At 76.3% G+C, this 22,774-nt stretch carries 16 protein-coding genes; 10 read left to right on the top strand and 6 right to left on the bottom strand.

Features of this window, described 5'->3' with window-relative positions:
• Window positions 1-3 precede the first annotated feature (3 nt).
• Window positions 4-1,164, bottom strand: coding sequence for a winged helix DNA-binding domain-containing protein (locus ACWPWW_RS04425; protein WP_454049126.1), 1,161 nt, complete (start codon window positions 1,162-1,164; stop codon window positions 4-6).
• Window positions 1,165-1,324: 160 nt separating this feature from the next.
• On the opposite strand from ACWPWW_RS04425, the gene ACWPWW_RS04420 reads away from it, so the two are divergent.
• The 4 genes from ACWPWW_RS04420 (at window position 1,325) to ACWPWW_RS04405 (ending at window position 5,858) form a co-directional block, all read left to right on the top strand.
• Window positions 1,325-4,051, top strand: coding sequence for a DNA translocase FtsK 4TM domain-containing protein (locus ACWPWW_RS04420; RefSeq protein WP_454049125.1), 2,727 nt, complete (start codon window positions 1,325-1,327; stop codon window positions 4,049-4,051).
• A 108-nt stretch (window positions 4,052-4,159) separates the two neighbouring features.
• A complete protein-coding gene (gene pgsA / locus ACWPWW_RS04415; RefSeq protein ID WP_454050397.1) occupies window positions 4,160-4,807 on the top strand; it encodes a CDP-diacylglycerol--glycerol-3-phosphate 3-phosphatidyltransferase in 648 nt (215 codons plus the stop codon).
• Window positions 4,804-5,304: a CinA family protein gene (locus ACWPWW_RS04410; protein ID WP_454049124.1), complete on the top strand. Its 501-nt coding sequence runs from the start codon at window positions 4,804-4,806 to the stop codon at window positions 5,302-5,304. The genes pgsA and ACWPWW_RS04410 overlap by 4 nt, the downstream gene beginning before the upstream one ends.
• 215 nt (window positions 5,305-5,519) lie before the next feature.
• Window positions 5,520-5,858, top strand: a complete 339-nt coding sequence (locus tag ACWPWW_RS04405; protein WP_454050396.1) for a helix-turn-helix domain-containing protein — start codon at window positions 5,520-5,522, stop codon at window positions 5,856-5,858.
• A 181-nt stretch (window positions 5,859-6,039) separates the two neighbouring features.
• Here the strand turns inward: ACWPWW_RS04405 and ACWPWW_RS04400 are convergent, their stop codons facing one another.
• Together ACWPWW_RS04400 and ACWPWW_RS04395 are read right to left on the bottom strand one after the other, a co-directional pair.
• Window positions 6,040-6,846: a DNA-formamidopyrimidine glycosylase family protein gene (locus ACWPWW_RS04400; RefSeq protein ID WP_454049123.1), complete on the bottom strand. Its 807-nt coding sequence runs from the start codon at window positions 6,844-6,846 to the stop codon at window positions 6,040-6,042.
• A gap of 108 nt (window positions 6,847-6,954) precedes the next feature.
• Entirely contained in the window at window positions 6,955-12,042 is a 5,088-nt protein-coding gene (locus ACWPWW_RS04395) for an Lhr family ATP-dependent helicase (RefSeq protein ID WP_454049122.1), read from the bottom strand.
• Between the two features lie 319 nt (window positions 12,043-12,361).
• On the opposite strand from ACWPWW_RS04395, the gene ACWPWW_RS04390 reads away from it, so the two are divergent.
• From ACWPWW_RS04390 to rny, 6 genes are all read left to right on the top strand, one after another.
• The gene (locus ACWPWW_RS04390) at window positions 12,362-12,595 is read left to right on the top strand and encodes a DUF3046 domain-containing protein (protein WP_454049121.1); all 234 of its coding nucleotides are present in this window, start codon (window positions 12,362-12,364) and stop codon (window positions 12,593-12,595) included.
• Window positions 12,596-12,650: 55 nt separating this feature from the next.
• Window positions 12,651-14,843, top strand: a complete 2,193-nt coding sequence (locus ACWPWW_RS04385) for an alkaline phosphatase family protein (protein ID WP_454049120.1) — start codon at window positions 12,651-12,653, stop codon at window positions 14,841-14,843.
• Window positions 14,840-15,679: an MBL fold metallo-hydrolase gene (locus ACWPWW_RS04380; protein WP_454049119.1), complete on the top strand. Its 840-nt coding sequence runs from the start codon at window positions 14,840-14,842 to the stop codon at window positions 15,677-15,679. The genes ACWPWW_RS04385 and ACWPWW_RS04380 overlap by 4 nt, the downstream gene beginning before the upstream one ends.
• Window positions 15,680-15,935: 256 nt before the next feature.
• On the top strand, window positions 15,936-16,976 hold the full coding sequence (gene recA / locus ACWPWW_RS04375) for a recombinase RecA (protein ID WP_454049118.1): 1,041 nt from the start codon (window positions 15,936-15,938) through the stop codon (window positions 16,974-16,976).
• Entirely contained in the window at window positions 16,976-18,271 is a 1,296-nt protein-coding gene (locus tag ACWPWW_RS04370; RefSeq protein ID WP_454049117.1) for a RecX family transcriptional regulator, read from the top strand. Before recA ends, ACWPWW_RS04370 begins: the two co-directional genes overlap by 1 nt.
• Before the next feature lie 181 nt (window positions 18,272-18,452).
• A complete protein-coding gene (gene rny, locus ACWPWW_RS04365; RefSeq protein WP_454049116.1) occupies window positions 18,453-20,045 on the top strand; it encodes a ribonuclease Y in 1,593 nt (530 codons plus the stop codon).
• A 164-nt stretch (window positions 20,046-20,209) separates the two neighbouring features.
• On the opposite strand, the gene ACWPWW_RS04360 is transcribed toward rny, so the two are convergent.
• The 3 genes from ACWPWW_RS04360 to ACWPWW_RS04350 form a co-directional block, all read right to left on the bottom strand.
• Entirely contained in the window at window positions 20,210-21,109 is a 900-nt protein-coding gene (locus ACWPWW_RS04360) for an amino acid ABC transporter permease (protein WP_454049115.1), read from the bottom strand.
• The gene (locus ACWPWW_RS04355) at window positions 21,106-21,756 is read right to left on the bottom strand and encodes an amino acid ABC transporter permease (protein WP_454049114.1); all 651 of its coding nucleotides are present in this window, start codon (window positions 21,754-21,756) and stop codon (window positions 21,106-21,108) included. The genes ACWPWW_RS04360 and ACWPWW_RS04355 overlap by 4 nt, the downstream gene beginning before the upstream one ends.
• A gap of 90 nt (window positions 21,757-21,846) precedes the next feature.
• The gene (locus ACWPWW_RS04350; protein WP_454049113.1) at window positions 21,847-22,725 is read right to left on the bottom strand and encodes a glutamate ABC transporter substrate-binding protein; all 879 of its coding nucleotides are present in this window, start codon (window positions 22,723-22,725) and stop codon (window positions 21,847-21,849) included.
• Between the last annotated feature and the right edge of the window lie 49 nt (window positions 22,726-22,774).

Genomic DNA, 22,774 nt, shown 5'->3' with positions numbered 1-22,774 from the left:
CGGTCAGGCGACCTCGGCGCCGCGGAACGCGGCCAGGCGGGCGTGCTCGGCCTCGACCCCGGCGGTCACGTCCCGGTCCCACGGCACCCACGGGTCGAGCTCCAGCCCGAGCCGGCGACCCTTCGCCCGCGGCCGCCAGGTGCCGACCACCTCGCCGCCGGCGAGCACGGCGCCGGGACGGCCGAGCACGGGCCAGAGCGCCCGGTGCCGGGTGCGGTCGGGGACCAGCACGTCGCGGTCGCGCGCCTGCAGGAAGAGGTCGTACGGGCCGAGCAGCCGGACCGTCTCGCCGTCGTGCCCGTCGTGCCCGTCGTGGCGGAGGGCGGGCAGGTCCGCGGCCAGCACCGCGGCCTCGGTCCCGTCCACCGCGACGGGTACGGCGTCGTCCGGCCACCGGCGTCGCACGTCGGCCGGCGGGGCGTCGAGGAACGCGGCCACGTCCTGCGGGCGGGCCGGCCCGAGCAGGCGCAGCACGCCGCGCACCAGGTCGAACGCACCGTCGGCGTCCGGGGCCTCGTCGTCGGGGCGCTCGACCGCGCCGACCTGGCTCGCCGGGAACCGGGGGATCCTCCGCAGCACCGGGGGAGAGGTGGCCGGCTCGAGCTCGAGGCCGCCGTGCAGCGCCGCGAGCCGGAACGGCATCTCCCACATGTGCGTCACCCCGCAGGACCGGCACCAGCGCAGGTACGGCTCGGGCAGCTGCTGCGTCATGCGGGTCGACACGTCCCCCTTGGAGCGGGGCTCCCGCACCACGTCGTGCATGGTGCGGGCCGCGTGCGCGAGGGCGTCGAGCGGGCGGAGGCCGGCCGCGCGCAGCGGCTTGGCCGCGTCGTACACCCGCTTGCCGGCGTCGGCGTCCGAGTACGGGCGCACCGCGCGCTGCACCGCCCGCAGGTCGGCCCGGCGGTAGGCATGGGGCGCGCCGCGCACGGTCCACGCGAGCGCCAGCCCGCGGCCGAGGTCGTCGGTCCACGTGCGCGTCCCCACGGGCACCCCGCGCACGGCGAGCGCCCACGGCGCGCCGTCGGGGCCGGTGTCCTGCACGCCGAGGTCGAGCACGGCGGCGTCGGTGACGGCCCGGTCCGGGTCGACGGCGCGGTCGATCTGCTGCGCGTGCACCCGGAACCGGCGCACCTGGCCGGCGGTGACGGCGGGGATCCCCATGGCCACCACGCTCCCACCGGCCTCCGACACCCACCAGCCGTCCGTGCCCCGGTCCCTGCCGCGGCACGGACGCGTCGCCGGGTGTGGTCCGGGTCACCGACACGCGACCAGGAGCCGCAGGTCCGCCGGTCGCGCGGTGCCGACGGCTACCGTGAGGAGCATGGCCGCCCGTCCGTCCTCCACCGCCACGCGTGGTGCCGCGCCGTCCGCCGGCTCGCGCGCCCGCAGCGGCGCGCCGGCGGCCCGTGCGTCCGGCTCGCGCAACGCCGCCCCGCCGCCCCCGGCCCGTCCCGCGCTGCCGCTGCGCATCGTCCGCGGCATCTGGATGGGCTGCGCGCACGTGCTCGGCGGCGCGGCCCGGCGGGTCGGGCACGGCGCGCGCGACCTCGACCCCGCGCTGCGCCGCGACGGTGCCGCGTTCTTCCTGATCGCGCTGGCCATCGTCGTCGCGGCCCGGGAGTGGTGGGGGCTGGACGGCATGGCCGGCGACGCCGTGCACGTCGTCGTCGCCGGCACGTTCGGCCGGGTGTCCGTCGCGGTGCCGGTCGCGCTGGTCGGCATCGCGGTGCGCCTGATGCGGCACCCGGACCGGAACCAGGCCAACTCGCGGATCGGCATCGGCGTCACCGCGATCACCCTGGCGGCGTGCGCGCTGGTGCACGTGCAGCAGGGCCTGCCCGCCCCGTCCGACGGCTTCGAGGCCGTGCGCGACGCAGGCGGCATCGTCGGCTACCTCGTCGGCACGCCGCTGGTCAGCCTGGTCACGGTCTGGGCGACCGTGCCGCTGCTGGTGCTGCTGGCGTTCTTCGGCGTGCTGGTCGTCACGGCCACGCCCGTCAACCAGATCGGCCCGCGCCTGCGCGGCGTCTACGACCGGCTCACCGGCAACCACCGGGACGAGGAGGTCGAGGACGAGGACGCGCCGCTCGTCATCAACGCCGGCCACACCGCCGTCGAGGAGGAGCCGGTCAAGCCCAGGCGCGGCCTGCTCGCGCGCCGGAAGCGGGACCGCGAGGCCGCGGCGCAGGCCGAGGCGGACCAGCTCGAGCAGTACGCGGGCGACGAGGCCTTCGAGCGCGCCGCGTTCGTCGAGCGCCAGCGCCGCGAGGAGGACGCGACCGCGGTCCTCGACCCGGACGACCTCGTCGACGAGGAGGTCGCGCCGCGTGCGCCGACCGCGCCGACGCAGGCGGTCACGGCCGTCGGCGCGAGCGCGGCGGCCCCCGCCGCGCGTCCCGAGCCGGTCGCACCGCCGACCACGGGCGTGCCGCGCGGCGAGCAGCCGATGCTCGAGGGCGACGTGCTCTACACGCTGCCGTCCGAGGAGGTGCTCGCGAAGGGCGCGCCGCACAAGGTGCGTTCCGCCGCGAACGACCGCGTGGTCGAGGCCCTCACCAGCGTGCTCGAGAACTTCGAGATCGACGCGCAGGTCACCGGCTTCACGCGCGGGCCGACGGTCACCCGGTACGAGGTCGAGCTCGGCAAGGGCGTCAAGGTCGAGCGCGTGACGGCGCTGAGCAAGAACATCGCCTACGCCGTCGCCAGCGCCGACGTGCGCATCCTGTCGCCGATCCCCGGCAAGTCCGCGATCGGCATCGAGATCCCGAACACCGACCGCGAGACCGTCTCCCTCGGCGACGTGCTGCGGTCCAGCGCCGCACGGCGCACCGAGCACCCGATGGTCATCGGCGTCGGCAAGGACGTCGAGGGCGGGTACGTCACCGCGAACCTGGCGAAGATGCCGCACATGCTCGTCGCGGGCGCCACCGGCGCGGGCAAGTCGTCGTTCGTGAACTCGATGATCGTGTCGATCCTCATGCGCTCGACGCCCGACCAGGTCCGCATGGTGCTGGTCGACCCCAAGCGCGTCGAGCTCACCGTCTACGAGGGCATCCCGCACCTCATCACCCCGATCATCACCAACCCGAAGAAGGCCGCCGAGGCCCTCGAGTGGGTGGTGCGGGAGATGGAGGCGCGGTACGACGACCTCGCGATGTTCGGGTTCAAGCACATCGACGACTTCAACATCGCGGTCAAGGCCGGCAAGGTGAAGCCGCTGCCGGGCTCCGAGCGGAAGATCGCCGCGTACCCGTACCTGCTGGTGATCGTCGACGAGCTGGCCGACCTCATGATGGTGGCCCCGCGCGACGTCGAGGCGTCGATCCAGCGGATCACGCAGCTCGCGCGTGCGGCCGGCATCCACCTGGTGCTGGCCACGCAGCGCCCGTCGGTCGACGTCGTCACCGGTCTGATCAAGGCCAACGTGCCCTCGCGCCTGGCCTTCGCCACCTCGTCGCTCACCGACTCCCGGGTGGTGCTCGACCAGCCCGGGGCCGAGAAGCTGATCGGCCAGGGTGACGCCCTGTTCCTGCCGATGGGCGCGGCCAAGCCGATGCGCACCCAGGGCGCCTGGGTGTCCGAGAGCGAGATCCACGCGGTCGTCGCCCACGTGAAGACCCAGCTGAAGCCGGTGTACCGCGAGGACGTCGCCGTCGCGGCCGTGAAGAAGCAGGTCGACGAGGACATCGGCGACGACCTGGACCTGCTCCTGCAGGCCGCCGAGCTCGTGGTGACCTCGCAGTTCGGCTCGACGTCGATGCTGCAGCGCAAGCTCCGCGTCGGGTTCGCCAAGGCCGGCCGGCTGATGGACCTGCTCGAGTCCCGCGAGATCGTCGGCCCGTCCGAGGGGTCGAAGGCGCGCGAGGTGCTCGTCCAGCCGGACGACCTGCCCGGCACGCTGGCGATGCTCCGCGGCGAGCCCGAGCCCGAGCCGGTGGGCTCCGGCGGGGCGTTCGCGGACGACCGCTACGCCGCGCCCGAGGGCCGGATGCCCGGCGAGCCGCCGGAGGCCGTCGACTACCACGACGACGCCGACGACCTGCGCTGACCCGTCGTGACCAGCACGGACGCCGGTGCGGGGTGGTCGGACCCGGGCGCCCGGGCTGATCCCGGGACCCGGGGCACGTACGCTGTCGGGGTGACCAGCCCCTCGCCGATGAACGTCGCCAACGTGGTGACGGTGCTCCGCATCGCCGTGGTGCCGTTCTTCGCCTGGGCGCTCCTCGTCGACGGCGGGCAGGACGTCGCGTGGCGGCTCGTGGCGACCGGCATCTTCGCCCTCGCCGCCGCGACCGACCGCCTGGACGGCTACCTCGCGCGGCGCCTCGGCCTGGTGACCGACCTGGGCAAGCTGCTCGACCCGATCGCCGACAAGGCGCTGATCGGCACGGCGCTGGTCGGCCTCTCGATCGTCGGGGACCTCAGCTGGTGGGTGACCGCGGCGATCCTCGTGCGGGAGATCGGCATCACCGTGATGCGGTTCTTCCTGCTGAAGTACCTCGTGCTGCCCGCGTCGCGCGGGGGCAAGATCAAGACGGTCCTGCAGTCGATCGCCGTCGGCGCCTTCCTGCTGCCCCTCGACCACCTCCCCACCTGGACGCTGGTCGTGGCGAGCGTGCTCATGGGCGTGGCCGTCGTGGTCACCCTGGTCACGGGCCTGGACTACGTGCGCACGGCGCTGCGGGTGCACCGCGAGCACGTCGCCGGCGCCGCGCCGGAGGTCGCCCGGCACGCCGCCGCCACCGGCACCACCTCGTCGCACGGGGACGGCTCCGGGCCCGACGCGATGGCCTCGCCGCGATGACCGGTCCGGGCAGCGGGACGGCCGCCGCGGCCGCGCTGCTCGACGCGCTCCGGGAGCGCGGCTGGACGGTGGCCACGGCCGAGTCCCTGACCGGCGGGGAGGTCGCCGCGACGCTCGTGGACGTCCCCGGCGCCTCGCGGTCCCTGCGCGGCGGCGTCGTCGCCTACGCCACCGACGTCAAGGGCTCGTTGCTGGGCGTCGACGCCGACCTGCTCGACGCGCACGGGGCCGTGCACCCCGAGGTCGCCCGGCAGATGGCCGAGCGCGTCCGCGGCGTGGTGGGTGCCGACGTCGGCCTCGGCACCACCGGGGTCGCCGGCCCGGACCAGCAGGACGGGTTTTCACCCGGGACGGTGCACGTCGCCGTGGCGACCCCGCGGGGCACGGTCGTGCGGACGCTCGCGCTCACCGGGGACCGGGCGCAGATCCGGTCCGCCACCTGCGTCGCCGTGCTCCGCGAGGCCGAGACCGCCGTGCGCGGCGACGGTGCCGCGTGAGCCCTGGGAACACGGGGGACTCCGGGCGCGTTGGAACCAGCGTGATGAACACCAAGCCGTCCACCCGCCCCGGCACTGCCCGTCGTGGCGGCGACATGTACGGTGGGAGCCTCCCTACGCGGGGCCACAAGGGTGCCGCCGTCGTCCGCACCGCCCCCACGGGCACGCAGGCGTCGCGGCAGGAGCAGGATCGGGACATGAGAGGGGGACGCCAGATGGTCGTGTTGCGCCGTGAGATCGGTGATGTGCTGCGGGATGCCCGCCAGCGGCAGGGACGCACCCTGCGCGAGGTGTCCTCCGCCGCCCGGGTGTCGCTGGGCTACCTCAGCGAGGTCGAGCGCGGTCAGAAGGAGGCGTCGTCCGAGCTGCTCGCCAGCATCTGCGACGCGCTCGCCGTGCCCATGTCGCTCGTGCTGCGCGAGGTGAGCGACCGCATCGCGGTGGCCGAGGGTCTGCTGATCCCCGACACCGTCCCGGCCGACCTCGCGTCGGCCCTGGCCGGCCAGGAGAGCACCTGGACCCGCCAGCGTCCGGAGCTCGCCCCCATCGGCTGAGCCCCCACACCGGGAGTTCCACCCCAGACCTCGGCCACGCCCGGTCGTCCCGCCCTCGCTCGGCGGAGCGGCCGGGCGTCGTCGCGCCCGGCCCCAGCGCGCCGGCAGCCCCAGCCCCTCAGGTGGAGAGCTCTGCCCGACACGCTTCGGCGTGTCGGGCAGAGGTCTCCACTCGGCGTGGTCAGGAGGCGGGGGTGGGGCGCTGGCACACGCCGCAGAAGTACGCGGGGCGTTCCGTGGGCGGGTGGCCGGCCAGACCGCGGCGGACGGGTGCGCCGCAGCGGCGGCACGGCTCCTTGAGGCGGCCGTGCACCCAGGTGGTCCGGCCCCGGTACACCTCGCCCGTCGTCGACGGCGTCGCGGTGCCGACCGAGCGCAGCATGATCGCGCGGGCGACCCGCAGCAGCCGCTCGGGGTCGGCGACCTCGTCGGCAGGCGTCCACGGCCAGATCCGCTCGAGGAACAGCGAGTCGGCCATGTAGATCGTCCCGATGCCGGCGACCACGGTCTGGTCGAGCAGCACCTCGCAGACGGGGGTCCCGCCGCGCGCGGCCCAGCGGCGGAGCGTCTCGGGGAGGCCGGCGGTCTCGAAGTCGTCGGCGAGGAGGTCGGGGCCCAGGTGCCCGATCAGCGTGTGCTCGTCGCGGGTGGGGACGACGTCGAGCATCCCGATCAGCTCGCCGACCGCGGTCCACGTGGCGTTGGCCAGGACCGTGCGGACGGCGGGGTGGGCGGCGCGGGCACCGGGCGACCCGGTGCGGGCGATCCGCCAGGAGCCGTCCATCCGCAGGTGCGTGTGCAGGGTCCGCCCGTCGTCGAACCGGGTCAGCAGGTGCTTGCCGTAGGACGCGGTGCCGAGCACGGTGCGCCCGACCAGGTCGACCGTGGCCGCCGTGGGCCAGCGCAGGTCGCTGCGCACGAGCTCCCGGCCGGCGAGCGCCTCGTCGAGCCGGCGCGCCGTGCGCGCCAGGATGTCGCCCTCAGGCACGGCGCCGTGCCGGGGCGGTGGTGGGGGCCGGGAGGACCGCGTGCGCGGGGAGGACCGCGTGCGCGGGGAGGACCGCATGCGCGGGGAGGACCGCGTGCACCCGGGTGCTCACCGGGCGCCTCGCAGCCGGAGCCCGCGGGGTGTCGGGGCGAAGCCCGCCAGCGCGAGCGCCCGGCCCAGGGCCGTCGACTCCACGCCGCCGGACAGCAGCTCCTCGCCGTCGGCACGCACCAGCGTGACCCGGCCCAGCCGGCCGTCGCGCACGGTCTCCGCGAGCCGTTCGGTGGCCAGGCGCAGCACGGAGTCGTCGTCGCTGAACGTCAGCACGGTCCGGCCGCCGCGCTCGAGGTAGAGGGCGAGCGTGCCGTCGACGAGCACGACGACCGAGCCGGCCTTCCGCCCGGGCCGGTGGCCGGTGGGCGTGTCCGCCCGCGTCGGCCACGCCAGCGCCGCGCCGTACGGGTTGGCGGGGTCCGTGGCGGCGAGCAGCACCACGGACCGGTCGGAGTCCGCGGGCACGGACTGCTCGGCGAGCCGCTCGAGCTGCCGCGCGTCGGCCCGGAGCTGGTCGACGGCACCCGGCAGCGCGAACTGCGAGCCGCCGAGGTGCTCGACGAAGTAGCCGCGACGCACCTGCCCGGCCTGCTCGAGGGCCGCGAGCACCCGGTACGCGCCGGCGAACTGGCTCGCGACGCCCTCGGCTGGCGCCACCGCACGGGTCAGCACGCCGTGCCGGTCCAGCAGCTGCGCCGCGAGCGCGTGGGCCCGCCGGGTGGGGTCGCCCTCCCGGCTCGGCAGCATCGACCACCGGCCGCCGGCCTCGCCGCCCGCGGTGGCCGTCCCGGCGCCGAGGCCGCCCAGCCCACCGCCCGCCAGGCCCGCGCTGCGCAGCCCGAGCCCGCTGCCGCGCAGGCTTGGTCGTCCGCCGTAGCGGCCCATCGTCAGCGTGCGGGCGCGGGACGGCGTGGGGGAGGCCGTCGTGCGGTGCGCGGTGCGGCCGCCGGCGAGCCGCGCACGCAGCGGCGCGAGACCGTCGTTGCTGACCAGCCCCGCCCAGACCAGGTCCCAGAGCGCGTCGACCAGGGCCGCCTGCGACGGCGGCGGCTCGGGGTCCAGCGCCTCGGCGACCCGGCCGGCGAGCGCGCCGACGAAGTACGCCCCGCCGCCCCGGAGCGCGTCGACGAGCGCCCGGTGCAGCGGCGTGTCCAGGTGCTCGGCGGGCGCGACCTCCGTCCCGGGCGGTGCGAGCAGGGGCAGCGTCAGGTCCGCCGTGGCTGCGAGGTGCAGGCTGATCAGGCCGTCCTTGCCGGGCAGCGTGCCGTGACCGGCCCAGAGCACCTCGCCCGCCGCGGTGAGCTCGTCGAGCAGGGCGGGGTTGTAGTCCGGCACCCGCGCCGGCAGCACGAGCGACTCCAGCGCGGACGCGGGCACGACGGCGCCCGCCAGCTGCTCGACGGCGCGCGCGAGACCGTCCGCCCCGCGCAGCGAGCCGGTCGAGGGCTGCCCCGGGCGACCGGTGGCGTGCTGCCACACCGGAAGGAACCGGCCGAGCGCCACCTGCTCCACCGGCTCGACCTCGGACCGCAGCGCGGCGAGCGAGCGGCGGCGCAGGGTCCGGAGCACGTCCGCGTCGCAGTACTCGTCGCCCACCCCGCCCAGGGCGTCCGGGCGCAGCCGGCCCTGCACGACGACGCCGGCGCGCTCCAGCGGGCGCAGCGCGGCCTGCACCACGGCGGTGCCGATCCCGAACCGGGCCGCGACGGCTGCGGCCGGGAACGGGCCGTGCGTCCGGGCGTGCCGGCGCAGCAGGTCGCCGAGCGGGTCCGGCAGCACCTCGGTGAACACCTCGGGGACGCCGACGGGCAGGGCCACGCCGAGCGCGTCCCGCAGCCGGCCCGCGTCCTCGACGGCCGCCCACTGCTCGGCCTCGCCGGCGGGGACGCCGGAGATCCGCACGCGGATGAGCCGGCGCGCGTGCTCCAGGTCGGCCAGCCAGCCGGCGACCTCGCCGCGGACGTCCTCGCGGGTGCGGGCCTCGACGCCGGCCAGGGGGAGCGGCCCGTGCCGGCGCACCACGTCGGCGACCTGCTCGGCGGTCCGTGCCTGGCGGTCGGGGTCGGTGCCGGTCAGCTCCGCCTCGGTGCGCAGCACGGCGTCGGGGTCGAGCAGGTCCGCGATCTGCGACCCGCCCCCGCCGCCGAGCAGCTCGTCCAGCAGGGTCGGGTCGAGCGTGAGCGCGGCCGCGCGGCGCTCGGCCAGCGGGGCGTCGCCGTCGTAGAGGAACTGCGCGGTGTACCCGAACAGCAGCGACTGCGCGAACGGCGACGGGCGGGTCGTGGTGACCTCGACGACGCGCACCCGGCCGGCCGAGACGTCCTTCATCAGGTCGACCAGCGCGTCGATGTCGAAGTCGTCCTGCAGGCACTCGCGCACGGCCTCGAGGAGGATGGGGAAGTCGGGGTACCGCGACGCGACGGCGAGCAGCTGCGCCGAGCGCTGCCGCTGCTGCCAGAGCGGCTGCCGGCGGTCGGGCCGGCGGCGGGGGAGCAGCAGGGCCCGGGCGGCCGCCTCGCGGAACCGCGCGCTGAACATCGCGGACCCGCCGAGCTCGGCGCGGACGGCCTCGGCCACCTCCTCCGGCTCGATCAGCAGGTCCGCCGCGTCGACGGGCGCGGGGTCGGACAGGCCGCCGGGGCTCGCGGGGGAGCCGTCGGCGGACCAGGCGTCGGGCGCCGACCAGCCGAGCAGGTCGCCCACGGGGTCGGCGGCGGCCGCGAGCATGTCGGGCAGCCGCAGCACGATGCCGTCGTCGGCGTGCATCGCGGCGGCGTCCACCCCGAAGCGCTCGCGCAGGCGGGCGCCCAGCACCAGCGCCCACGGCGCGTGCACGCGGGCGCCGTACGGGGAGTGCACGACGACGCGCCAGTCGCCGAGCTCGTCACGGAACCGCTCGACCACGACGGTCACGTCGCTCGGCAGGACGCCGGCGGCGTCGCGCTGCTCGCGCAGGTACCCCAGCAGGTTGTCGGCGGCCCAGGGGTCGAGGCCCGCCTCGGCCACCCGGGTCCGCGCGTCGCCGTCCGGCAGGTCCGCGACCTCCCGCGCCCACGCGCCCATCGCCCGGCCGAGCGACGCGGGCCGTCCCTGGGAGTCGCCCTTCCAGAAGGGCAGGCGCCCGGGCACGCCCGGCGCGGGGGTCACCAGGACGCGGTCGGGCGTGATGTCCTCGATGCGCCAGGTGCTCGACCCGAGCGTGAACGTGTCGCCGACGCGCGACTCGTAGACCATCTCCTCGTCGAGCTCCCCGACCCGCTTGCCGCCGCGGGTCCGGCCCCCCGACCGCTCGGGGTCGACCGGGACGTCGGCGGTCTCGGCCCCCGTCGCGAGGAACACCCCGTACAGGCCGCGGTCGGGGATGGTCCCACCGCTGGTGACGGCCAGCCGCAGTGCGCCGGGCCGTCCGCTCAGCAGGTCGGTGGCGCGGTCCCACACGATGCGCGGCCGCAGCTCGGCGAACTCCTCGCTGGGGTAGCGGCCCGCGAGCATGTCGAGCACCGCGCGCAGCGTCGCGTCGCCCAGGGTCGCGAACGGCGCGGACCGGCGCACGACCGCCGCGAGGTCGGTCACCGTCCAGTCCTCCTGGGCGACCATGGCGACGACCTGCTGGGCCAGCACGTCGAGCGGGTTGGTCAGCACGTGCAGCGGCTCGATCTGGCCGGCGCGCATCCGCAGCGCCGTGACCGCCGCCGGCACCAGGTCGCCGCGGAACGTCGGGAACACCACGCCGTGCGACACCGCACCGACCTGGTGGCCGGCGCGCCCGATGCGCTGCAGCCCGCTCGCGGCGGACGGCGGCGCGCCGACCTGCACCACCAGGTCGACGGCGCCCATGTCGATGCCGAGCTCCAGCGAGCTGGTCGCCACCACGGCGGGCAGCCGCCCGGCCTTGAGCTCGGACTCGGTGCGGGTGCGCTCCGCGCGGCTCATCGACCCGTGGTGCGCGCGGGCGATGACCGTGTCCGCGTCGCGCGCGTCGACCCCGACCGCGGTCCCCGACTGCGCCGTCACCTGCGCCGCCCAGAGCGTGCTCGGGTCGGGGACGTCCTCGCCCTGCCGCTCCGCCCAGACCTCGTTCATCCGGGCGGTCAGCCGCTCGGCGCCGCGCCGGGAGTTGGTGAACACGAGCGTCGACCGGTGGTCGGCCACCAGGTCGACGACGCGCTCCTCGACGTGCGGCCAGATCGACGGCCGGGTGCCCCCGGTGCCCGCGGCCTGCCCGGTCAGGTCGGCCTCGCCCGGGGCGAGCGCGGGCAGGTCCCCGGCCGGCTTCGGGCGCTGGGGGCGGGTGCCGTCGTCGGGCAGCGGCGCGCCGAGGTCGGTGAGGTCGGGGACCGGGACGACGACGTCGACGCGGATCTCCTTGGTGGACGGGGGCTGCACGACCACCACCTCGCGGCCGCCGTCCGCGGGTGCGCGCCCGCCGGCCAGGAACGCCGCGACGCGGTCCACCGGCGTGACGGTCGCGGACAGCCCGACGCGCTGCGCCGGGCCGGGGCCGTCCGGCCGGTCCAGCAGCGCGTCCAGGCGCTCCAGCGACACCGCGAGGTGCGCGCCGCGCTTGGTGCCGGCGACGGCGTGGATCTCGTCCAGGATGACCGTGCGCACCCCGGAGAGCCCCGCCCGGGCGCCCGAGGTCAGCACCAGGAACAGCGACTCCGGGGTGGTGATCAGGATGTCCGGCGGCTTGGTCGCGAACGCGCGGCGCTCGTTCGGCGGGGTGTCGCCGGTGCGGACGCCCACCTGCACGTCCGGCAGGGTGAGGCCGCGCCGGGTCGCCGCCTGACGGACCCCGACGAGCGGCGAGCGCAGGTTGCGCTCGACGTCCGTGGCGAGCGCCTTCAACGGGGAGACGTACAGGACCTTGCACCGCTGGAGCGGGTCCGCGTCGTCGTCCGGCGCCGCCGCCGTGATCCGGTCGAGGGCCCAGAGGAACGCCGCCAGCGTCTTCCCCGACCCGGTGGGGGCGACGACGAGGGCGTGCCGGCCCGTCGAGACCGCGTCCCACGCGCCCGCCTGCGCCGCGGTCGGCTCCGCGAAGGCGCCGCGGAACCAGTCCTGCGTCGGCTCCGAGAACCGCGCGAGGACGTCGGCGCCCGCGGGGAGGTCGGAGGGGCCGCCGGCCGGGGGTGGGGTCACTGCGCCATTCTGTCCCGCGGCACCGACACGCGCGCCCTCACCTGCGGCGCCGTCGCCCCGCCCGTCGCTGCTGGCCGTCGCGCCGGGCGGCCCCGCGCGGTCGGACCTGGAGGTCGCGGTCGCCGGCTCTGCCGACGGTGCCGACGGTGCCGACGGTGCCGACGATGCCGACGATGCCCGGACCTACCCTGCGCCGGTCGCGTCCGGGGTGCTGCTGTCCGGCTGGATCGTGTCGCTCCCCGTCGCCCGCCGCTGACGGGACGTCCGCGCGCGGCCCCGCGTACGCTCGTTGCCCCACCACACGGGACGAGGAGGCGCGGTGCGGTACCGGGAGTTCTGGCAGCTGGTCGACGAGGTGCTCGGCAGCGCCCACGGGCGTGCGCTCGTGCACGAGCTCGTCCTGCCGGCCCTGGGCGACCGCACCCCCGAGCAGGCGCTCGACGCCGGCACCGACCCCCGCGACGTGTGGCACGCCCTCTGCGACGAGCTCGACATCCCCGACCCGCAGCGCTGGGGCCACGACCAGCACCGGCAGGCGCCGCCGCGTCGTTGAGGGCCGCCTGCCGCGGACCTGTCGGCCCTGCGCGCCCGCGTGGCAGTCTGAGCAGGTGCCGTCCCACGACCCGCGCCGCCCGCCGCCGGGCTGGTGGTCGGTCACGCTCAGCGACGTCGGGGACGCCCTGCTGGGCCTGGTGACGACCGCGCTGGGGCTGGGCGTCGCCATCGCGCTGGTCGACGGCGTCGAGGCCAGCAACCCGGGTGCCGTGGTGGTGGCGGCGCTGGTCGTGGCGGTCGGCGACCTGGTGCTGCGGCCGCCGCTGCGCGTGCTGGCGCGGGTCGCCGGTGCGATGGGCGCGCTGGTCGCCGGCCTCGCCGGCCAGGTCCTGGTCGTCTGGTTCGCCCTGTCGGTCGTGCCGGGCGTGCGGGCGACGAACGCGTGGGCGGTCGTCCAGGTGCTCGTCATCACCGGCTGCGTGATGGCCGTCGGCCGGTGGGTGTGGGGCGCGTCCGACTCCGACTACGTCGTCGGCGACGTCCTCCGCCGGGCCCGGGCCCGTGCGCGCCGGGCCGGCGAGGGCGGGGGCGCGGTCCCCGACGACCGGCCGCCCGGCCTGCTGGTCGTCCAGCTCGACGGCGTGGCCGCGCCCGTGCTGGCGCAGGCGGTCGAGGCCGGGCTGGTCCCGACGATGGCCCGGTGGGTCGCCGACGGCTCGCACGACCTGCGGACGTGGTGGGCGCAGGTCCCGTCGACGACGCCGGCCAGCCAGGCGGGGCTGCTGCACGGCGCGGCCGACGCCATCCCGTCGTTCCGGTGGTGGGACCGCGACGCCGGGCGCCTGGTCGTGACGAACCACCCGGACGACGCCGCCCTGGTCGAGCGCCGGCTGTCCGACGGGCGGGGGCTGCTCGCCGACGGCGGCGCGGCCGTGGCGACGATGTTCTCCGGCGACGCCGAGCGCCAGCTGCTCGTGATGAGCCAGGCCCGGCGCGGCATCGGCCCGGGGACGTCGTACGTCCGGTTCTTCGCCAGCCCCTTCGTGCTCGCGCGCGCCGTGACGCTCACGATCGGCGAGATGGTCAAAGAGCTCTACCAGGGCCGGCGGCAGCGCCTGCGCGACGTGCGTCCGCGGGTGGCGCGGCGGGGCTGGTACGTGGTGCTGCGCGGCGTCACCAACGTGCTGCTGCGGGACCTGGCGACGTCGTTGGTCGCCGAGCAGCTGGTGCGGGGCGCCCCCGTGGTCTACGTCGACCTGGTGGACTACGACGAGATCGCGCACCACGCCGGCCCCACCCGGCCCGAGTCGCTGCGCGCGCTCGAGGGGCTGGACCGCGTCCTCGACACGCTGGTGCGGGTCGCCGAGGCCGCGCCGCGCGACTACCGGGTGGTGGTGCTGTCCGACCACGGGCAGTCGCTCGGTGCGACGTTCGACCAGGTGACAGGCCGGACGCTCGTCGACGTGGTCCGCGCGCACATGGCGGAGCCGGCGACGGCCCCGGTGGACGCGGTGCAGGCGTCCACCGACGAGGAGTGGGGCCCGCTGAACGCGTTCCTCAGCGGCACGGCGGCCCGCCGCGGCGAGGACACGTCCATGGTGCTGGGTCCCCAGGGCAAGGACCGCCGCGCCGACGGCGAGCCGGGCGGCACCGCGGAGCTGCCCGACGTCGCCGTGACGGGGTCCGGCAACCTCGGCATGGTGTGGTTCCCGCGCGTCGGCCGGCGCCTGGTGCTGGAGGAGGTCGAGGAGCGGTGGCCCGGACTGGTGCGGGGGCTCGCCGCCACCCCGGGCGTCGGCCTGGTCGTCGTCGACACGGCCGCGCGCGGGCTCGCGGCCGTCGGACCGGGCGGGGTCGCGTGGCTCGACGCCGATGGTGCCGACGGTGCCGATGGTGCCGACGGTGCCGACGGTGCTGCGCCGGTCGACGGCACCGACCCGGTCGCGCGGTACGGCGTGCGGGCCGCGGCCGACCTGCGCCGGCTCGGGCGGCTGCCGCACGTGGGCGACCTGGTGCTGCTGTCCGACGTCGACGGGGACGGCCGCGTGCACGCGTTCGAGGGGCAGGTCGGGTCGCACGGCGGGCTCGGCGGCGCGCAGAACCTCGCGGTCCTGCTGCACCCGGTCGACCTGCCGGTGGACGACGACCTGCTGGACGAGGTCGGGGCGGAGCGGATGCCCGTCGGTGCCGACCGCGTGCACGAGCAGCTGGTGCGCTGGGCCGCCGCACTGGGGCTGCGCGCGGGACCGCCGGTGCCGCAGGCCGCCGACCGGGTCGTGTCCGAGCCCCAGGAGCCGGGGCCGTGACCGCCGCGGACCCGTCCGGTGCCGGCGCGACGCTGCGCTGGCTCGGGCACGCCACGGTCGTGCTCGACGTCGCGGGCGTGCGGCTGGTGACCGACCCCCTGCTGCGGCCGCACGCCGGGCTGCTGCGCCGCCGCCCGGCCGAGCCGCGCCGCGAGGACTGGGACGGGGCCGACGCCGTGCTGGTCTCCCACCTGCACCACGACCACGCCGAGGTCGGCTCGCTGCGGCTGCTCGACGGCGCCCCGGTGCTCTCCGGCCGGGCCAACGCGCACTGGCTGGCCCGTCAGGGTCTGCCCGCGGTCGGGCTCGGTTCGCAGGAGTGGTGGACGGTGCCCGGCTCCGCGGTCCGCGTCCGCCCGGTGCGTGCCGAGCACGGGCACCGGCCGATGCCGCACCGGCCCAACACCACGCACGGGTTCCTGGTCGTCGCCCCGGGGCTGCGGGTGTGGTTCGCGGGGGACACGGCGCCGTACCCGCAGATGCGGCGGCTGCCCGACCTGGCCGGCGGGCCGCTCGACCTGGCCCTGGTGCCGGTCGGCGGCTGGGGACCGCGGCTGTCGGGCGGGCACATGGACCCGCACCAGGCCGCGGCGGTGTGCGAGGCGGTGGGGGTGCGCTGGGCGGTGCCCGTGCACTGGGGCACGCTGCACCCGCCCGCCTCCCGCCGGCTGCCGCCCGGGTGGATGGACCGGGCCGGCCCCGCGTTCGCACGGGCGCTCGGACGGCGCGGCCAGGTGGAGCCGCTGCTGCTGGCGCCGGGGGAGGCGGTGCGCCTCGGTACGACGGCGGAGCGGATCGCCGGGCCGGAGGACGCCGGCGCAGCGACCGCGTCCTGAGCCGGACGACGCGGTCCGACGCGCGGCGTGTCGGTGGTGTCCGGTCGAACAGGTGTTCGGCTAGGGTGGATCCCGGTGACGCGCCGCGGGTCCGGGTGCCATCCGCGGCCGGTCCCCAGGCGGGGCCGGGTGCGCGGGTTGTGGACGGCGTCGGGGTGCATGTCGGTGGTCGGGCATAGCGTCACTGCAACGACACATCAGACCAGCCCCCGCAGGCGCAGCGCGACGCTGCACGAGACGCACGAGGTGGAACGACATGCCCGCTACCCAGGACCGCGAGAAGGCCCTCGAGGCCGCCCTCAGCCAGATCGACCGTCAGTTCGGCAAGGGCTCGATCATGCGCCTCGGCGACGACGGGCGTGCCCCGGTCGAGGTCATCCCGACCGGTTCGGTCGCCCTGGACGTCGCGCTCGGGATCGGCGGGCTGCCCCGCGGCCGCGTCGTCGAGATCTACGGCCCGGAGTCCTCCGGGAAGACGACCGTCGCGCTGCACGCCGTGGCCAACGCCCAGCGTGCCGGCGGCATCGCCGCGTTCATCGACGCGGAGCACGCGCTCGACCCGGACTACGCGAAGAAGCTCGGCGTCGACACCGACGCGCTGCTCGTCTCCCAGCCGGACACCGGTGAGCAGGCGCTCGAGATCATGGACATGCTGATCCGCTCCGGCGCGATCGACATCGTCGTCATCGACTCCGTGGCGGCCCTGGTGCCGAAGGCGGAGATCGAGGGCGAGATGGGCGACAGCCACGTCGGCCTCCAGGCCCGCCTCATGTCGCAGGCGCTCCGCAAGATCACCGGTGCGCTCAACGCGTCCGGCACCACCGCGATCTTCATCAACCAGCTGCGCGAGAAGATCGGCGTGTTCTTCGGCTCGCCCGAGACGACCACCGGTGGCAAGGCGCTCAAGTTCTACGCGTCGGTCCGCATGGACATCCGCCGCATCGAGACGCTCAAGGAGGGCACGGACGCCGTCGGCAACCGGACCCGCGTCAAGATCGTCAAGAACAAGATGGCCCCGCCCTTCAAGCAGGCCGAGTTCGACATCCTCTACGGCGTGGGCATCTCGCGTGAGGGCGGCCTCATCGACATGGGCGTCGAGCACGGGTTCATCCGCAAGTCCGGCTCCTGGTTCACCTACGAGGGCGACCAGCTCGGCCAGGGCAAGGAGAACGCCCGCGGCTTCCTCCGGGACAACCCGGACCTGGCCGTGGAGATCGAGAAGAAGATCCTCGAGAAGCTCGGCATCGGGGCCAAGGTCGACGCGCCGGCCGGCGCGGAGGTGAAGGTCGACTTCTGATGTCGGCTCAGCACGACCGCAGTGAGCAGGGGCGGGGCCCGACGGACGCACGGCGTCCGGCGGGCCCCGCGCCGCACCCGGCGACGCCGGGGGAGTCGTCCACGCCGCGGGGGCCTGCCGCGCCGGGGACGCCGTCCGAGCCGGCAGCGCCGTCCCAGCCGGCAGCGCCGTCCGAGCCCGACGGCTCGGCCTGGGTCGACGCGGCCGGCGGCGACGCGTCCGCGTGGGACCGGGAGGCCGGCGGTTCCGGGTCGGCCTGGGACGACGGCGGCGACGCGGGTGCTGGGGCGGGTTTCTCGTGGGCTGCGGCTGCGCCCGCGACGGTCCCGGACGCGGGCTGGGAGGTCGCGCCCCCGCCACCGGCCCCGGCGGGCGTGGGGGAGGCGGCCCCGCCGGCGTCGGTGTGGGACGACGACGCCCCGCCACCGCCCTCCACGTGGGAGGACGACGGATCCCTGCCCGCGCACGCGGCGGACGACGAGGACGCCGCCCCGGCGCGACGACCACGGGCGTCGCGTGCGGCGGCCACGGTGTCCGCCGCCGACTCGCCGGAGGCGTCGGCCGCGTCCGACGAGGTCGCTGCGGTGGCGGCGCGACTCGCCGAGATCGCCGCACGCACCGGCCGCGGCGTCGCACGCCCGGTCGAGGCCGCGGACGAGCCCGCCCGCACCGGCCGACCGGCAGCGCGCGGCGGGTACGGCGGCCGACCGGCCGGGGCCCGGCGCACCTGCGGCGGACGACGGCGCGCCCCCGCGTCCGAGCCCCCCGAGGACGGTGCCGCCGCGCAGGACGCCGAGCCGGACCACGAGTCGGTCGCCCGGACGGTCGCGCTGCGGCTGCTGACCGGCGCCCCGAAGAGCCGCGCCCAGCTCGCCGAGGCGATGGCCCGGCGCGAGGTGCCGGAGGAGGTCGCCGACCGGGTGCTCGACCGGTTCACGGAGGTGGGGCTGGTCGACGACGTCGCGTACGCCGAGATGCTCGTGCGCAGCCGGCACACCGAGCGCGGGCTGTCCCGCCGGGCGCTCGCGCAGGAGCTGCGCCGGCGCGGGGTGGACGACGAGATCGCGCAGGAGGCGCTCGAGCAGGTCGACGACGCGGACGAGGAGCAGGCGGCCCGTGCGCTCGCCCGCAAGAAGCTGCGCGGGACGCGCGGGCTCGACCGGGAGACGCGCCTGCGGCGTGCGTACGGCGCGCTCGGCCGGCGCGGGTACGGCGGCTCGCTGGTGTCCCGGGTGGTGCGCGAGGAGCTCGACGCCGAGGACGCTGCGGCGGACCCGTCGGACGACCTGGACTGACGGGACCCGCCGGGGCGGGCGGGTGACCGGTGCGGGCGTCGGCGTGGTGAACAATGGACGTCGGCGCCGCAGGTCACGGCGTCCGGCCCGCCCGGCCGGACCACCGCGCGAGCGCCGCGCGGTCGGAGCCGCGCCACGGCCGCCCGCCCGGGGCGGCGCCACGAGCAGGAGTGTGACAGGCATGCAGGACGTCGCGATCGTCGTCGGACTGCTGGCCGCGTGCCTCGTCGCCCTGGTCCTCGTCCTGCTGGCGCGCCGCGAGGCCGCCGCCGTCCGCAAGCAGGCGCTCGAGGACGTGCAGTCCATCCGCGACGAGGCGCGCAGCGCGCTCGCCGACGCGCAGCGCCGGGAGGCCCGCGCCGTGGAGCGCGAGGAGAACGCCGCCGCGGCCGAGCGCACCGCCGGAGAGCGCGAGCGCGCCGCCCGGGCCGCCGAGGACGCCGCCGCCGAGCTCCGCCGGCAGGCCGCCGAGCAGGCCGGCACCGCGGCGTCGACCGCCGCGGAGCGGGTCGCCGCGGCCGAACGGACCGCGGCCGAGGCCGTCGCCGCGGCGGAGCGGACGGCAGCCGCGACGGTCGCCGCGGCCGAGCGCGCGGCGGCCGAGCGGCTCGCCGCCGCGGAGCAGGAGGCCGCCGAGCGGCTGGAGGCGACGTCCGGCCTCACCGCCGCGGAGGCGCGCGCGGAGCTGCTGCGGCAGCTGACCGCCGAGGCGTCCACCGCGGCCAGCGCGTCGATCCGCCGCATCGAGGCACAGGCCCGCCGCACGGCCGAGGCCAGGGCCCGCCGCGTGCTCGCCACCGCGGTCCAGCGGACGGCCGTCGCGACCAGCAGCCAGAGCACGGTGACGCTGCTCCCGCTGCCCTCGGACGAGATGAAGGGCCGGATCATCGGCAAGGAGGGCCGGAACATCCGGCTCTTCGAGGCGCTGACCGGGGTCAACGTGCTCGTCGACGAGACCCCGGACACCGTCGTGCTCTCCTGCTTCGACGCCGACCGCCGCGAGGTCGCCCAGGTGACGCTCGAGGCCCTGATGGCCGACGGCCGGATCAACCCGCAGCGGATCGAGGCCGCGTACGCCGAGGCGCTCGCCGGGGCGGACGACCGCGCCGACGAGGCCGGCCACGACGCGGCCGAGCGTGCCGGCGTGCGCGGCCTGGACCCGCAGCTCGTGCGGGTGCTCGGGCGGCTGCGGCTGCGGACGTCGTTCGGCCAGGACGTGCTCGAGCACCTGGTCGAGTCGGCGCTGCTCGCCGCGCAGGTGGCCGGGGAGATCGGCGCGGACGTCGAGGTGGCCCGCCGCGCGGCGCTGCTGCACGACATCGGCAAGGCGCTGACGGGCGAGGTGCCCGGCACGCACGCGCAGGTCGGCGCGGCGCTGGCGGCCCGGCACGGCGAGTCCGACGTGGTCGTCAACGGCATCGCCGCGCACCACGACGAGGTGCCCGCCGAGACGGTCGAGGCGGTGCTCGTGCAGGTCGCCGACGCGATGTCCGCCGCGCGACCCGGCGCCCGGCGGGAGGACGTCGACCAGCACGTCGAGCGGCTGGAGCAGCTGGAGGAGCTCGTGGCGGGCCACGCCGGCGTCCGGCGCGCGCTCGCGATGGCGGCCGGCCGGGAGATGCGCGTCGTCGTCGAGCCCAGCCAGGTGCCCGACACGGACCTCGGCCGCCTCGCCGTCGAGATCGCCCGGCACATCGAGCAGGACCTGTCCTACCCGGGCGAGATCAAGGTGACCGTCGTCCGCGAGGTCCGCGCCAGCGCCACCGCGGGCTGACCCGGACGCCCCCGGGGGGCCGCGACGTGGCCGAGGTCGAGCGTTCCCCGCGAGGTCGTGCGGTTCAGCGCACGACGGGGGTGAGGACCCACGACCTCGGCGAGAACCCACGACCTCGGCCAGGGAACCGGGGACGCGACGGGGGGAGCGCAGCGCGCGGGGCGTCAGAGCGGCGTGCTCGACCCGCCCGCCGCGGTGTTGCCCGGGCCGCCGAGGGTCATCGTGACCAGCGTCGGGTCGGCTGCCGCCCTGCCGGCCTTGCGTGAGCCCCGGCGCTGCAGCCACACGGCCAGCCGGGTCAGCGAGATGTTGACCACCAGGTAGATCCCCGCACCGAGCAGGAACAGCGCGACGTAGTACTTCTGCCCGAAGTACTGCGCGTTGTTCTGCATGGCCTTGAGCAGCTCGGGGTAGCCGACGATGAAGCCGAGCGACGAGTCCTTGAGCAGCACCACGAGCTGCGCGATGAGGCTCGGCAGCATCGTCCGCACGGCCTGCGGGAGCTGGACGAGCAGGAGCGTCTGCCAGCGCGACAGCCCGATGGCGTAGGCGGCCTCGGTCTGGCCCTTGGGCAGCGAGGCGAGCCCGGCGCGCAGGATCTCGGCGATGATCGCCATGTTGTAGACGGTGAGGCCGAACACGACGGACGCGAACGCGTCCCACCCGAAGCCGAGCAGGCCGAACAGCATCATGAGCAGGACGGGCAGCCCGCGGAACAGCTCGATGACGGCGGTGGCGGGTGCGCGCAGCCAGGCGATCCGGGTGGTGCGCCACATCGCGAGCAGCAGGCCGAGCACCAGCGCGAGCGGGGCGGCGACGACGGCGGCCCGCAGCGTGGCACCGAGCCCGCGGACCACCATCGAGCGCCACACGTCCTCGGCGGTCTGGTTCTTCGGCGGGTCGTACAGGACGTCCCAGCGGTCGGCGCCGAACAGCCCGCGGCCGTCGGCGTACCGGAAGGCGAGGGCGAGCAGGGCGATGATCAGCAGGGCGCCGATCACCGAACCGATCCGCTCGCGGCGGCGCGCGACGGGGCCGGGCTCGTCGTAGAGGACGGAGCTCATCGGGCGAACGCCACCTTCCGCTCGAGCACCCCGGCGAGCAGGCCCGCCGGGATGGTGATGATCAGGTAGAAGATGCCGACGCCGGCCAGCGCGAGGGTCGCCTCGGACGGGTTGGCCAGCGCGATGCGGCGCCCGGAGGCGAGCAGCTCGACGACCGCGAACCCGGCCGCGACGGAGGTGTTCTTGGTCAGCGCGATCAGCACGTTGATGATCGGCGGGATGACCGAGCGCACCGCCTGCGGCAGCACGACCAGGTTGAGCGTCTGCCCGAAGGTCAGGCCGATCGCGCGCGCGGCCTCGGCCTGCCCGAGAGGGACGGAGTTGATGCCGGAGCGGACGGCCTCGGCGACGAACGCGGAGGTGTAGGCGGACAGCGCGATCACGGCGGTCCAGAACCCGAGCGGCGGGAGCACCCCGAACTGCGGGGCGACGAAGACGAGGAAGAAGAACACCAGCGTGAGGGGCGTGTTGCGGAGCAGCTCCACGTACGTCACGGCAAGGCCGCGGAGCGTCGCCACGGGGGAGACGCGCATCGCGGCGAGCACGGTGCCCCAGACCAGGGCGATCACGCCCGCGATGGCGGTGAGGCGGAGCGTGACGAGGAAGCCGCTCAGGTAGGCCGGCAGGTTGTCGGCGAAGAGGTCCACGCAGGGTCCTTCGGGTCGGGGGCGCGGTGGGCGCGCGACGGCGGTGGGCGCCCGGACCCGCGCGGGTGCGCGGGGCCGGGCGCCGGGTGATCAGTACCGGTCGACGGCCGGGGGCTCCGGGGTCGGCAGCACGGCGCCGGCGGTGGACTCCCACGCCTCGGTCCAGCTGCCGTCCTCGAAGCTGGCCTCGAGCGTGTCGTTGATCCAGTTGCGGAACTCGGTGTCGTCGAGCGCCAGGCCGATGCCGTACGGCTCGGCGGTGAACGGCTCGCCGCGGACCTCGAACGTCGGGTCGTCGGCCGCGAAGCCGGCGAGGATGACGTTGTCGGTGCTCATGGCGTCCACCTGGCCGCCACGCAGCGGCTCGAGGCAGTCGGAGTAGGCGCCGAACGCGACGACCTCGGTGTCGGGGAAGTTCTCCAGGAGGTTCGCCTCGGGGGTCGAGCCGCCGACGGTGCAGACCTTCTTGCCCGCGAGGTCCTCCTCGCTCTGGATGTCCTCGTTGTCGGCGAGCGTGAGGATCGACTGGCCGGCCTCGTAGTACGGGCCCGCGAACGACACGACCTCCTTGCGGTCGTCGTTGATCGTGTACGTCGCGATGACGATGTCGACCTGGCCGGACTCGATGAACGACTCGCGGTTGGCCGAGATGGTCTCGGTCCAGGTGATGCCGTCCTCCGGGATGCCGAGGGCGCCGGCGATGATCTTGCCCATCTCGACGTCGAAGCCCTCGGGCGTGCCGTCGGGGCCCACCAGGCCGAACAGCGGCTGGTCGAACTTGGTGCCGATGGTGATCTCGCCGGCCTCCGCCAGCGCGGCCATCGTCGAGCCCTCGGGGAAGTCGGCGGCCTCGACCTCGGAGACCTCGGGGGTCGAGCCCTCGTCGGTGTCGTCGGAGCCGCCGCAGGCGGCGAGCGTGAGGACGGCGGCGGCCGCCAGGGCGATCGGTCCAGCGGTGCGGGTTCTCATCAGGAGCTCCTTGCGTCGCGTGTGAGGTCCCGGGCGGGACGTGCCCGCC

The sequence above is a fragment of the Cellulomonas sp. Marseille-Q8402 genome, assembly GCF_965119525.1.
This window is presented reverse-complemented; position numbering and strand designations above follow the sequence as displayed.